Below are 13,704 nucleotides of genomic sequence, written 5' to 3'. Positions count from 1 at the left end.
TATTAATGCGGAATACTACTATCAACGCGTTATTTGTGATGTAAAACATGGTCTTAGAACCATGTAAGTAAAGCGATTAGGGTATCGTGCGCCATGATTCATAGGCAAACTTTTTTTATAAGGATGTAATTATAATGGGAGATGCAATTGGAAAAATCATAGAAGAATTAGTTGAATTATTTAAACGAAATTATAGAAGACCAAGGTTATGGCTTTTTATAGTGATTGTTTTATTTATTACTGTTCTTATTATTCCATATATAGATTCTAATTTCTTTTATTTTTCCAGGATGGAAAAAAGAATAAATGTGCTTGAAAAGGTAATGGCATTAGATGAGGAAAAAATAAATAGTAACCAAGCATATATAGATGAATATCAAAGAATTTTACAAGAAATGGAGCAGCAGGGTGAACGTTCTATAAATTCGTTAATGAATAAATTTATTATTCAGATGAATTATATAACTTCAATGGGAAATGGAGAAGGAAATAGAGCATTAAAATTTCTTTCGGGTGCATTTTGGTTATTATTAATTACTGTCTGTGTGCCTTTTATGAATACGTTTAAAAAGAGAAGTGATAAGCTAATAGCATTTGTTTTGTTATTAATAATGTCTGGGATAATCGGTTGGGCTTTCTCAATGGTTCCAGTTATAATTTCTCCGATGGTTAACTATATTGGAGTACCACTTTTGCAAATTATTGCAGTAATAATTATTGTGGTAAAGAGTAGTAAAAAGAAAAGATAATGTGATACCCGTATGATACCTATTTGGTCTGAAACTGTAAATATGGCGTAAAATGTGTATATTATGGCTATGAAAAACCTTAAAGAGCATCAAATATTTAACAATTATGTTATGGTTATAGGGAGTTCGAATAAACAAAAATGTTTAGTGAATCCAGTGTTTATGCGGGTTTGCGGGCTTTGGAAAGGTCTTTTGATAACAAATTGATAACAGTCGTTTGGGTGCGATTATTCTTACTGTCAGGTGGTTTGTTGGTGGGAGAATGATTTGCAAGAGGTTTGGACGGCTGAAATAAATCCATATTAGAAACGCCCTTAGCTGTGGGTAAGAACTCATGGCTAAAGGCGTTTTTGTCGTGTTTGTCAATCGGTTTTAAGTTTGTCCCTGAATACTTCGACTAGGGAATCGCTCAATTCCTTAGAGGGGACTTTCGCCCAATGCTGCGTGGTGTCAAACTTTGGATAATTGTACCGCCACTGGTCGTAATCTTCCCTGCTGATTTCCTCGAAAGAGAGTTTGTCTGCCTGTTCTTTCCAAGCGCAGAGCATTTGTAGTAACTCGGCGGCATCCTTATTTTTGTCTTTGCTGACTTTTAAGCAGATTTCACCGTCTGATTCACTGACGGTAAGACCGTAAATGTCCTCAAGGGTAAATAAGGTGTGCATAAGCCCGATGTAGCTGTCAATGTCGGGTATGTCCAGAGCCTGCGGCGCAACGTCAAGAGCCTGTGCCAGTGCAGCCGTCAAATCAGCCTTTGGCTTGCGTGAGCCAGTTTCGTACTGTGCCAGACGCACGTCTGCGCTCCGTTCGGGAAACCCGACAAGCATACCAAGCTATTTCTGTGTCATGCCCCGCATGATGCGGAAAAAATGTATTCTTTCGCCAATCGCCATAATGTTTCACTCTTTTTATTCGTGGGGATGAGGTGGTGCAGGAGCTTTCTGTATTAAATCCTTACGCATATAAGCTCATCAAGAAATTAAATGACGAGTTGAAAGAGCAAGGATTTATCACGATTGCGGGAAATTGTGGAGAGTGAGATAATCTATTCATAAGCGGTGAGTGGCATTTCTGCGGTATGTGGAAGTGTCGCTCTTAAGAAAAAGCAGTTCGAGGAATTGAAAAACCTTATAATTTCATGTATACTTAGAAAAAGAAATTAGGAGCTATATTAGGAGGGCTAAAATGCTTGATACGATACCAAATGAAGAAGAAATGACAGCTTTAGTTGGAAAATCCCTATATGATGTATGGAATAAGTTATGTGCTTTAATTGATGAAAAATATGATATGGATTGTTTGTGGAATAAGGGTGGTAAAGCATGGAAATATGAATATAAATATCGTCGGGGTGGTAAAACATTGTGTGCATTATATGCAAGAGAAAACTGTATGGGTTTTATGATTATCTTAGGGAAAGACGAACGGTTAAAATTTGAAACAGATAGAGAAAATTACGGAGAGGTAGTTCAAAAAATATATGACGAAGCTCAAACTTACCATGATGGAAAATGGATAATGTTTGAACCAGTGGATACATCTTTGTTTAATGACTTCATTAAACTGTTGAGAATTAAAAGAAAACCAAACAGAAAGTAAAGTTACCGTTGAATCAGATAACTTGGAATTTGAAAGGGTGTTAGCGAATATGAAAAGATATATTGCATTTCTGCGAGGTATCAATATAAGTGGCAAAAATAAAGTATCGATGGCCGAATTAAAGAAAGAGTTTGAAAAACTTGAGTTTGGAGAGGTTAGGACATATTTGAACAGCGGTAATGTGGCTTTTTCGAGTGAGAAAGGTGACACAGAGAAGTTCACGAAACAGATTGAGATAATGATAAAAAAACAATTCACCTTGGATATTCCTGTTTTTGTCATATTAAGAGAAGAACTTGATGACATCTTGCACAATGCGCCTGACTGGTGGGGAAACGAAAATAAGGAAATCTATGACAATTTAATTTTTATTATGCCACCCGCTACATTCGCAGAGGTATATTGTGAGATTGGAGAGCCTAAAGAGGAATTAGAAAGGATTAAAGATTATAATGAAGCAATATTCTGGTCTTTCAGCAGGAAAGATTATCAAAAAACAAATTGGTGGTCTAAGACAGCAAATGCCAATATCAGTAATAAACTAACAATAAGGACGGCAAACACTGTTAAAAAAATGGTCGGTATGTAATTATTTTTTGAATTCTCACTTGTGAAGGAGGATTTTATGCTAGTCAATATAGCGGAAATCTTTGAATTATTGTTTGATAAGAATAATAATGTTGCTTACAAGGCACTACAAGAATTACAAAGAAAAAGTGAAGAAACGGATTGCGTTTATCCTTTTATAGATAGGTTAAGTGATATGCTTGAGAGTGACAATTCTTATATTCGCACACGGGGGCTTACACTACTTGCTTATAATGCAAAATGGGATAAAGAGTATAAAATTGATGAAATCATTGATGAATATTTGAAACACATAACAGATGTTAAACCCATTACAGCGCGACAATGTATTAAATTGTTGCCTATTATTGCAAAATATAAGCCAGAATTGAGGAACGACATACTTTTTGCACTTAATAAGGCAAATATATCTATTTATGACGATAGTATGCAATCATTGGTTTGTAAGGACATTCAGAAAGCGTTGAAGGAAATAGAAAAATTATAAAAACAACAAAACGATATTTGCTAATTTGGAAGTAATATTATGGAAGAATTAAAATCTATTGTGGAGAAGTTTGTTATATCTGGTTGGGATTTAATATCTATTCTCGCACAACAATGGTTAGATGGAAAAGCTCATAAAGATACTTTAATATCAGCAATTAAACAGGCAAGCGAAAAATGTGGAAGTAGTGGTTGTGAATTAGACCCACTATATAAAAGAACTTTAGAGATGATTTAACAATACAGGCAATTGTTGTTTAGAGGACTTTCGCCCTCATAATTGTCGGCTCTATCCAACAAAGGACCGGTTGCATCCATTGTAAAAGCTATATCACTGCTTCGGATAGACAATAGTTCCATTCCAATCTTTAGATTAAGGAAGTCCAATATTTGCTGATTAAGCTGAATGATACCATTCTCTGAAATATTTACCCAACAGTATGACCGCCCTTTGTATTTGATAAATTCGCCCTCTGCGGTCTGATAACTTTGTAAAGCCGGATTATCAGTAAGAATGTGTCTTAATTTTGACGGTTCTAACAATTCTTTTCTTGTTACACAAAAGCCGCCAGTGACTTTGCTTCCAGTAAAAAGATAGACTTTTTCCTCTACTGTGGCGTTGTACTCTGTAAGAGCCTGGGCTGGCAGATGGATTGTCAAATCATTTCGTATCAGTGATTTTCCGAAAATAAATTTACCGCCTTTGTTCATCTGTGGCATATAGAATCAACTCCTTCTTTTGAAAGCGGAAGTCCACTATACCACAAGAAAATTCAAATGTCACTAAGGCTCTCTAAAGTGTGGCAAGCTATTTTTCAGCATAGCGAGAATGATTAGTTGCCGGGATATATTTTTTAGAGAGAGTGCCTGTTGCCTCTAATTGTTTTCGAAAGCGTTATTCTCTGAGTAATAACGGAACACTTTTACAATATAATCACAAGCACCTTTTCCATATTTGCTATCAGTCATGCTTTTTATATAATCGCCTGAATATGTGTCGATAAGAACATTGATATAGAGCTTATCGAGGGATACAATGGATTGTATTTTAGGGGAAGAAACATCTTCTGACAAGTCGGCGGTTAGTATGCCATACAGTATATCAGATTGTTTTCCAATTTCTTTTACTTCCTCCGTTAATTGCGTTTCCATGAGTTCAGAGAAATGCTCTAAATTATGTTTCATGGCTTCGGCGTACTTTTCAATACTGCCGAATTGTTGAATGGCGAGTTTAGCTAATTCGGATTCATCATCTTTGATTTTCTGAATAAACATATCAAAATTTTCAATACTTCCCCAGTGTTTGATAACATCATCAGTGCTGTTATTTTTAAAATCTTCTAAAGCGGTGATGTAATCGGACAGGTCAAATTCTTTAAAACTCATATATTGTTCTCCTTTCTCTAAGCGGCTAAGAAGCTGTATAAGTCTGTCTGTCCGATTGCGCTTCAGCAGAAGCAGTTCTTTTTATCTTTTGAAAGCCTTGATTCTATCAAAGTCAGGTTTTGGCAGGATTTCCTTAATCTTTTTCAGCTTAAATCCCAATTCCTTAATAAATAGAAGACATCTTCAATAGACTTGACAAAAATGTATGGGGGGGGGTATAATTTTATCGGATAAAAAGTATTTTGTTGAAAAGACACGAATGGACGAATGAAGGAAATCTGTTTTCTTGGAAGAAAAAGATATTGGAGGAAAGAGCCTCCAGGGCATATCTAGCCAGAACATGGATTTACTGCGTTTGTCGTATTTTTGTATGAGGAAGGGAGAACAAATGAGAGGCAAACCATTAGTAAAGAAGGTAGCTAGTGTTTTGCTGTGTTTTATGGTAGTGCTTGCATACGCAACTGGATTTCGTGATATTTTTAGAGCCAGTGCAGAGGAGGCTACCGTAAGAGATGGCAAGGCAGAACAACATGCTACAGATGATTCGACTTACGTTGGCAGTTTAGTTGGCGAAAATACTCTGAATGAGGTACAGTCAGGTAGTGACGGACGACTTCCGGATGGCAGTGTGGAGAACCCAGAAAGGGTTGTGATTGCTTCCTGGACGTGGGCAGATAATGACGGATTGCTGGCGTACGATAAGAAGACAGAAAAATGGTATCTGGACACTGCGGCAGATGAAGAAAACCCGCTTACAGCAGAATTGCTGGAGGGATGTTTCCCGCAGTCCATCAAGGCAGTACTGGAAGACGGTACAGAAGAGGAATTAGAAATTACCTGGGACTTTAGCCCGTTAGGTGATGGCGTGACAAAAGGCACACACACTTTGCAGGCTTCTTTACCAGAAGGGTATATATTAGCGGAAGATACTGAAGCGCTGGCTGCGACCATAATGCTGGGCGGCAGCATCATGATGGCAGCAGAAGAAACGCAGGAAGGTCAAGTAACTGCCGGTGGTTTAACCATTACAGGCAAAGGTATTAGTGAGGGAAATGGTGTCACCACTGGTACAGATCCTACATGGGGAGCCTATATTCAGATTGAAACTGATACACCAGTAACAATTTCTGGGACATCAACTACCCATAATATTTGGATTAAGGAAAACACAACAGCAAACATTACGCTGGCTGGTGTGACGATTACAGAGAGTGCAAAAAAAGATTCTCCAATCAACTTACTTCCGGGAAGTACATGTAATTTGACATTGAAAGATGGCGCTACAAATACCCTGACTATTTCCGGTAGTCAGTCAGCTGCAGCACTTCATGTTGCGCAGACTGCAACCCTTCGTGTCAATGGAAATGGCACGCTGAACGCTACTGGCGGACCAAATTCTGCTGGAATAGGTGGTGGACATTCAGAAATTGCGGGAACTATGATTTTCAATAGTGGAGTGGTTAATGCTCGCGCGTGGACAAGTGGCACCGGAGGAACCTGTGCAGGTGCAGGGATTGGTGCCGGTGTTGTTGGTGGTTCCACACATATTGAACTAAATGGTGGAGACATTAACGCTTGGGGAGCCTATCATGCTGCGGGAATTGGCGCAGGATATGGCAATTTAGATGTCGTACCTTATAGTGAGGGTAATTCTCAGCATGGCGCAGTGAAAGGCGCAAATCGTCACAAATTTTATAGAAAATGTGGCGATATAACCATTACCAATGGATTTATCAAATCTACAGGTGGCACACATGGCGGCGCATTTGGAGCGGCCTGTGTTACAACTGCGCAGGGCTGTGTCATCAGGGTTACAGGCGGAACCTTGATTGGAAAGGCAACCTCAGCAGATATGTATGCAATTGATGGTAACGGAGGGAAAATCTACATAACCGGAGGTTCCGTTCACCCGGATGGAGGCAAGGGATTCCGTATGGAGAATGGCGTTAACTATGCATATGACGCAGAGGGAGGTCATGTATTTATGACTACAATCGATCTTTCTGCAGATCTTGCTGGCAATCTTAATGCGATTATAGACCGTAGTGGTGGGGAAGTAACCATTGGCGGTAAACCGTACAACTATGGCCCTCCATATTGTATGGATAATGGAAAACTTTATTTATGGGTACCGGAATCAGCCAAAGGAGAAAGACTTTCTATCAAGTTCTCTTACTGGGATAAAGATGGGAAGTTACAAGGATTAGACCCTTTATTTGTTGAAGAAGCTGATGGAAATGGTACCTCTGTATTAAAGAGATATGTTGAGTTCGAAATACCAGTAGATTATATAAAGGACCTCAATAAATTCTACGATGGACTTAATTTTGAGAACTTCGATTTTACAAAGAATGGAGGAATCAAGGCGTCAGACGATAGAATCTTAGACGAGAATGATGATATCACCGTTATGACGCAGAGATATGATAAAGAGAATGGCACGCCGATTGAAAAAGAAGTATCATCTGACAAGATGCCGGCAGATGCGGGCATATATAAGTTCACTTTGATTTCCAAACAGTACGCAAAACCAGGAAGTGCTTTCGAGACGTCTTATTGGGGACATCAAGCTACAAGCTGGGCAACAATCAAGAGAATCCCATCAAAGATTGACGGAGCAGAGTATTCCATTGAGACGGAAGAAAAAGACGGCGAAAAGGTTGTAAAATCGATGACCTTTAAAGCGAATATAAAACAGGGAGATAAATATAGAAAGACGACCTGTAAAGCGCCAGATGGAGAAATGCAGTTCTATGTAAATGGTGTAAAAGTAGGCGCACCGATTAAGAATCAAGTATCCAAAGCAACGTCGGGGGATATAGTAAAGAATACTGTGTTGACAGAGGACGGCGGATATGCGTATAGGGAAGTAGAACTTGTAGTTGACTTTAGTGGAACAAAGTATCCCGCCATTCCTAATTTAGATTCCGGAAAAATTGACGTAGAGGTGAAATACACTGGTGGATATAACTACGAAGAATCCAGCGCTGTAGCAAAGATACAAAAGGATAAACCGGACAACTTCCCATTTGTCAATCCACCGATTCCGATGATTCCAAATGGAGAGGTGGATCCGGATGATCCAGACAGTGAGCCGGATGGAAAGAAGCTGTTTCCAGACGAGATTGAGCGAATTGAAGATGGTACTGATCTTTTACGACTGCATGGTAAAGTGAATGATAGTATCTCTCGGAAGACAGAAAAAGATAAAACAGTTGCCTTGGACGAATTGGAAGCATTATTCGAGAAAAGATATGTATTCGTTGGCTTGGATGGACGTCTGCTGGAAGTGGATCGTTCTGAAATTTCTATCGTCGATCGAGATGGAAACCCGGTTACAGAAATCGATTTATCAAATCCGGGGAAATATATTGTAACCCAGACGGTAACCGATAAACAGGGAAATAAGACCACCATCAATTTGACCTATAATGTACGGAAACCGAGCTTGATTGATCCAGATTTGAACAAGGACACCAACGATGACGGGATTCCAGATATCAACATTGATACCGACGATGACGGATTGCCAGATATTAACATCGATACCGACGGAGATGATAAACCAGATATCAACATCGACACCGATGGAGACGGAAAGCCGGATGTAGATATCGATACGGATGGAGACGGAAAGCCAGACATCAACATCGATACAGATGATGATGGCAAACCAGATATCGACATTGATACCGACGGAGATGGAAAACCAGATATCAACATCGACACCGATGGAGATGGAAAACCAGACATTAACATTGATACCAATGACGATGGAAAACCGGATGTAGATATCGATACCGACGGAGATGGAAAACCAGATATCAATATCGATACCGATGGAGACGGCAAACCAGATATCGACATCGACACCAACGGGGACGGAAAGCCAGACATCAACATCGACACCAACGGAGATGGAAAGCCGGATATCAATATTGATACCAATGGGGACGGCAAACCAGATATCGACATTGACACCAATGGAGATGGAAAGCCGGACATCAACATTGATACCAATGGAGATGGAAAGCCAGACATTAACATCGACACTAATGGAGATGGCAAACCGGACATTAACATTGATACCGATGGAGATGGAATTCCAGACATTAACATTGATACGGACGGAGATGGGATTCCGGATCTCAACGTGGATATCGATGGAGATGGAATTCCAGATATTAACATCGATACCGATGGAGATGGCAAACCGGACAAGAATATCAAAACACCGGAAGAAGTTGAGGACATCCTCAATGAAAATCAAGAATCGGATGAACTGCCGTGGTGGATTCCAAGAACTGGAGACACCGAGAATATCTTGGCATGGCTTGCAGTGCTGATTGCATCAGCCTTTGGTATTGGCGGCACGGTATACGGAATTAGAAGGAAAAAATCTTGTAAATAATAGATAAAAGGAGGGGAAACCCTCCTTTTGTTTTACCGCAGAGCATATTTTAGAGTGATATAAAAGAAAACCGGAATCTGACTTCGGTGATTCGTATTCTACCGAGCTTAGGGCTGCTTTATAGGCATGCAATCATATTGTTTTCGGAGAAAAAGGGAAGGGGATAGGACTTGACAGAAATGCGTGGAGAGAGGTATAATTTTATCGGAGATAAAAAGTATTTTGTTGAAAAGAGACGAATGAAGGAAATCTATTTTCTTGCAAGGTAAAGATATCGGTGCAAAGCGCACCTCGGGCGTATCTTTTTATAAAGAACATGGGTTTACTGCTTTTGTCATATTTTCGTATGAGGAAGGAAGAGCAGATGAAAGGCAAAACATTAGTAAAGAAGGTTGTCAGTGTTTTGTTATGTTTGATGGTAGTGCTTGCCTACGCGACTGGATTTCATGATATTTTCAGAGTTAACGCGGAGGAGCATACTGTAACAGACAGCAGAACAGAGCAGAACGATGCAGATAAGCCGGCTTATGATGACGGTTTAATTGGCGAGAATTCTCTAAATGATGCGCTGATGGATGGCAGCATGAAGGATCTAGACAGAATTGTGGTAGCTTCTTGGACGTGGGTAGACGATGACGGATTGCTGACGTACGATAAGAAGACAGAAAAATGGTATCTGGACACTGCGGCAGATGCAGAAACCCCGATTACAGCAGAAGTACTGGAGGGGTGTTTTCCGCAGTCCATTCAGGCAGTGCTGGCGGATGGTACAAAAAAGGAATTAAAAATTACCTGGGACTTTAGCTCGTTAGGTGATGGCGTGACAAAAGGCACACACACTTTGCAGGCTTCTTTACCAGAAGGGTATATATTAGCGGAAGATACTGAAGCGCTGGCTGCGACCATAAATCTGGGCGGCAGCATCATGATGGCAGCAGAAGAAACGCAGGAAGGTCAAGTAACTGCCGGTGGTTTAACCATTACAGGAAAAGGTATTAGTGAGGGAAATGGTGTAACTGTTGGTACAGATCCCGCCTATGGTGCCTACATTCAGATTGAAACCGATACACCGGTGACCATTGCAGGGACATCGGCCACACATAATATCTGGATTAAGGAAAATACGACCGCAAATATTACACTGGACGGTGTAAGTATTTCAGAGACTGCATATCGCGATTCTCCAATCAATCTACTCGACGGCAGCAGCTGTAATCTGACTTTGGCCGAAGGCAAAACAAATACGTTGTCAGTCGCCAAAGCCGTATATGCGGCAGCGCTGCATGTTGGTGTGAATTCTACACTGACAGTTGATGGTTCGGGTACACTGGATGCTACTGGCGGATTATATTCTTCTGCGATTGGTGCGGGATATTCTGAGATTGCGGGAAAGATGTATTTCAATGGTGGAACCATTAATGCCACGGCGGTTTCTACCGACGGCGGCGTTGCAAACGGAGGAGCAGGTATTGGTGCAGGCTGTATGGGAGGTTCTTCCTACATTGAAATCAATGGAGGACGGATTTGGGCGCAGGGCGCTTATCATGCAGCAGGTGTTGGCGCGGGCTACGGTAACACGGCTTACAATGAAGGCAGCCGTCAGCATGGTGCAGTTACAGGCGCCAACAAGTCGAAATATTATCTGAAATGTGGCGATATTACAATCAATGGTGGGTATATTGAGTCTCATGGGGGAGAACATGGCGGTGCTTTTGGAGCAGCCTGCGTTACGACTGCCCAGGGATGTACCATCAGGGTCACTGGCGGTACGTTGTTAGCTAGACCAGTTGCGAGTATGTATGCTTTTGATGGCACTGGAGGAACTGTATATATCACCGGCGGATCTGTGGATGCAAGCGTTGGTCAGGGATTCCGTATGGGTAATAATGCAACCTATGCATTAGATGCCAATGGTGGTAAAGTATTTATGACAACGATTGATTTATCGGCAGAAGGCTTTAAGGATAATGTCATTCTCCCTGAAACGTGGGAGGTTTCTATTGCTGGCAGCAAGTATACGTATGGTGCACCATACAGCTTTGATAAAGGAAAACTCTATTTATGGGTACCAGAGGCATCAGCCGGCAAAACCATTTCTGTAGAATGTTCCTATCTTGACGAAAAGGGGGAAGAACGGCATTTGGAGCCTATGTATATTGAAGAAGCAGATAAGGGCGGTGGTTCTGTCCTGAAGAGATATGTTGACTTCATTTTACCAGAAGATAAATTCCCGGGTCCGCTGAGCAAGGATTACGATGGATATCCACTTGAAAAATATGATTTTGAAAAAGAAGGAAATGCGATTATCGCAGAAGATAAAGCTGGTAATAAGAAGGAATTAAATAAAAATAGCGATGGTAAGGGAAACAACTATATCACAGTTTTTGCCCAGCGCTACGACAAGGTGAATGGAACGCCGATGGAGGAAGAAGCATCTACAGGGAATACCTATGTAATGCCGGAAAATGCAGGTATCTATAAATTCAAACTGATTTCCAAGCAATATGCCAATGAGGTCGGCTTTAAAGAGTCTTACTGGGGACATCGTACAACCGGCTGGGCGACGATTCGACCGATTCCATCAGTCATTGTGGATCCGACCTATGATATTCAGACAGAGATAGATGACGATACTGGTCAGAAAATCGTAACAGAAATGACCTTTCATGCACAGGTAAAAACGGCAAAACCGAAAAAAGGTGCTGCTTACAAGGCGCCGGATGGAATTCTCCAGTTCTATGTCAATGGTGTAAAAGTAGGCGCGCCGATCAAAGCCAATGATGCCAAGTATGTGAAAACAGAAAATGTTGGTGACGATACGTATGAGTATACTGATGCTACGCTGACAGTTGACTTTAACGATGTCAGCGGAAAGTATCCTGCCATTCCGAAATTGGAATCCGGAAAGTTTATTGTAGAAGCCAAATACACAGGTGGATACAACTATGAACCGTCTTCGAAAAATGTACCTGTAGAAGGCGGCGGCTCCAGTACAGATGAGCCGGATAACTTCCCATTTATCAATCCACCGATTCCGGTGATTCCAAATGGAGTGGTGGATCCGGATGACCCAGATAGTGAGCCAGATGGAAAGAAGCTGAATCCGGACGAGATTGAGCGAATTGAGGACGGTACTGATATTTTACGACTGCGTGGTACGGTAAACGATAGTATCTCTCGGAAGACGGAAAAAGGTAAAACGGTTACCCTGGACGAATTGGAAACATTATTCGACGAAAGATATGTATTCGTTGGTCTGGATGGACGTTTGCTGAAAGGTGTGACGCGTTCTGCTATTTCCATCGTTGATAAAGCAGGAAACCCGGTTACAGAAATCGATTTATCAAATGCAGGAAAATATATTGTAACCCAGACGGTAACCGATGCACTGGGTAATGAGACGATCATCAATTTGACCTATAATGTACGGAAACCGAGTTTGATCGATCCGGATTTGAATAAGGATACCAACGACGATGGGATTCCAGATCTCAACATTGATACCGATGATGACGGATTGCCAGATATTAACATCGATACCGACGGAGATGATAAACCAGATATTAACATCGATACCGATGGAGATAAGAAACCGGATGTCAACGTAGATACCGACGGAGACGGGAAACCAGACATCAATAAAGATACGGATGGAGATGGCAAACCGGATGTAGACATCGACACGGACGGAGATGGCAAACCGGATGTAGACATCGATACGGATGGAGATGGGAAGCCAGACGTCAACGTAGATACCAATGGTGACGGGAAACCAGACATCAATAAAGATACGGATGGAGATGGCAAACCGGATGTAGACATCGATACGGATGGAGATGGCAAACCGGATGTAGACATCGATACGGATGGAGATGGGAAGCCAGACGTCAACATCGACACCAATGGTGACGGGAAACCAGACATCAATAAAGATACCGATGGAGATGGCAAACCGGATGTAGATATCGACACCAACGGGGACGGAAAGCCGGATATCAATATTGATACCAATGGGGACGGCAAACCAGATATCGACATTGACACCAATGGAGATGGAAAGCCGGACATCAACATTGATACCAATGGCGACGGAAAGCCAGACATTAACATCGACACCAATGGAGATGGCAAACCGGACATTAACATTGATACCGATGGAGATGGAATTCCAGACATTAACATTGATACGGACGGAGACGGGATTCCGGATCTCAACGTAGATATTGATGGAGATGGAATTCCAGATATTAACATCGATACCGATGGAGATGGCAAACCAGACAAGAATATCAAAACACCGGAAGAAGTTGAGGACATCCTCAATGAAAATCAAGAATCGGATGAACTGCCGTGGTGGATTCCAAGAACAGGCGATGCAGCGAATATGCTGGCATGGCTTGCGGTGCTGGTAGCGGCGGCAATTGGGCTGGGCGGTACAGCATATGCAGTGAAAAAGAAATATAGATAATCCATTTTTTATGATTT

At 41.2% G+C, this 13,704-nt stretch carries 9 protein-coding genes and 1 pseudogene; 7 read left to right on the top strand and 3 right to left on the bottom strand.

Annotated features, from left to right (window positions below; all coding sequences use genetic code 11):
* Positions 1 to 134 precede the first annotated feature (134 nt).
* Positions 135 to 749, top strand: a complete 615-nt coding sequence (locus D1151_RS02360; protein WP_161907793.1) for a hypothetical protein — start codon at positions 135 to 137, stop codon at positions 747 to 749.
* Positions 750 to 1,111: 362 nt separating this feature from the next.
* On the opposite strand, the pseudogene D1151_RS02355 reads toward D1151_RS02360, so the two are convergent.
* A pseudogene (locus tag D1151_RS02355) lies at positions 1,112 to 1,642 on the bottom strand (helix-turn-helix domain-containing protein).
* Positions 1,643 to 1,934: 292 nt separating this feature from the next.
* Between D1151_RS02355 and D1151_RS02350 the strand changes: the two are divergent.
* Genes D1151_RS02350 through D1151_RS02335 form a run of 4 tightly spaced genes read left to right on the top strand, consistent with a single transcriptional unit; the run spans position 1,935 to position 3,660 of the window.
* On the top strand, positions 1,935 to 2,348 hold the full coding sequence (locus tag D1151_RS02350) for a DUF3788 domain-containing protein (protein WP_161907792.1): 414 nt from the start codon (positions 1,935 to 1,937) through the stop codon (positions 2,346 to 2,348).
* 49 nt (positions 2,349 to 2,397) lie between these two features.
* Complete coding sequence (locus D1151_RS02345; RefSeq protein ID WP_161907791.1) at positions 2,398 to 2,937, top strand: DUF1697 domain-containing protein; 540 nt, start codon at positions 2,398 to 2,400, stop codon at positions 2,935 to 2,937.
* Between the two features lie 36 nt (positions 2,938 to 2,973).
* Entirely contained in the window at positions 2,974 to 3,423 is a 450-nt protein-coding gene (locus D1151_RS02340; RefSeq protein WP_161907790.1) for a SufBD protein, read from the top strand.
* A gap of 39 nt (positions 3,424 to 3,462) precedes the next feature.
* Complete coding sequence (locus tag D1151_RS02335; RefSeq protein ID WP_161907789.1) at positions 3,463 to 3,660, top strand: hypothetical protein; 198 nt, start codon at positions 3,463 to 3,465, stop codon at positions 3,658 to 3,660.
* On the opposite strand, the gene D1151_RS02330 is transcribed toward D1151_RS02335, so the two are convergent.
* Both D1151_RS02330 and D1151_RS02325 read right to left on the bottom strand, forming a co-directional pair.
* Positions 3,657 to 4,142, bottom strand: a complete 486-nt coding sequence (locus D1151_RS02330) for a hypothetical protein (protein WP_161907788.1) — start codon at positions 4,140 to 4,142, stop codon at positions 3,657 to 3,659. The genes D1151_RS02335 and D1151_RS02330 overlap by 4 nt on opposite strands.
* Before the next feature lie 156 nt (positions 4,143 to 4,298).
* A complete protein-coding gene (locus D1151_RS02325; protein WP_243151140.1) occupies positions 4,299 to 4,808 on the bottom strand; it encodes a hypothetical protein in 510 nt (169 codons plus the stop codon).
* Positions 4,809 to 5,196: 388 nt separating this feature from the next.
* Between D1151_RS02325 and D1151_RS02320 the strand changes: the two genes are divergently transcribed.
* Entirely contained in the window at positions 5,197 to 9,219 is a 4,023-nt protein-coding gene (locus tag D1151_RS02320; protein WP_161907787.1) for an Ig-like domain-containing protein, read from the top strand.
* Between the two features lie 364 nt (positions 9,220 to 9,583).
* Positions 9,584 to 13,687, top strand: a complete 4,104-nt coding sequence (locus D1151_RS02315) for an Ig-like domain-containing protein (RefSeq protein ID WP_161907786.1) — start codon at positions 9,584 to 9,586, stop codon at positions 13,685 to 13,687.
* The last annotated feature ends 17 nt before the right edge of the window (positions 13,688 to 13,704 follow it).

Origin of the sequence: Emergencia sp. 1XD21-10 (assembly GCF_009936045.1) — a bacterium.
Lineage (GTDB): Bacteria > Bacillota > Clostridia > Peptostreptococcales > Anaerovoracaceae > Senimuribacter > Senimuribacter intestinalis.
This window is presented reverse-complemented; position numbering and strand designations above follow the sequence as displayed.

Excerpts from the sequence above, each read along its gene's own strand:
- D1151_RS02360 (WP_161907793.1), top strand. The coding sequence starts at position 135 with ATGGGAGATGCAATTGGAAAAATCATAGAAGAATTAGTTGAATTATTT.
- D1151_RS02350 (WP_161907792.1), top strand. The coding sequence starts at position 1,935 with ATGCTTGATACGATACCAAATGAAGAAGAAATGACAGCTTTAGTTGGA.
- D1151_RS02345 (WP_161907791.1), top strand. The coding sequence starts at position 2,398 with ATGAAAAGATATATTGCATTTCTGCGAGGTATCAATATAAGTGGCAAA.
- D1151_RS02340 (WP_161907790.1), top strand. The coding sequence starts at position 2,974 with ATGCTAGTCAATATAGCGGAAATCTTTGAATTATTGTTTGATAAGAAT.
- D1151_RS02335 (WP_161907789.1), top strand. The coding sequence starts at position 3,463 with ATGGAAGAATTAAAATCTATTGTGGAGAAGTTTGTTATATCTGGTTGG.
- D1151_RS02330 (WP_161907788.1), bottom strand. The coding sequence starts at position 4,142 with ATGCCACAGATGAACAAAGGCGGTAAATTTATTTTCGGAAAATCACTG.
- D1151_RS02325 (WP_243151140.1), bottom strand. The coding sequence starts at position 4,808 with ATGAGTTTTAAAGAATTTGACCTGTCCGATTACATCACCGCTTTAGAA.
- D1151_RS02320 (WP_161907787.1), top strand. The coding sequence starts at position 5,197 with ATGAGAGGCAAACCATTAGTAAAGAAGGTAGCTAGTGTTTTGCTGTGT.
- D1151_RS02315 (WP_161907786.1), top strand. The coding sequence starts at position 9,584 with ATGAAAGGCAAAACATTAGTAAAGAAGGTTGTCAGTGTTTTGTTATGT.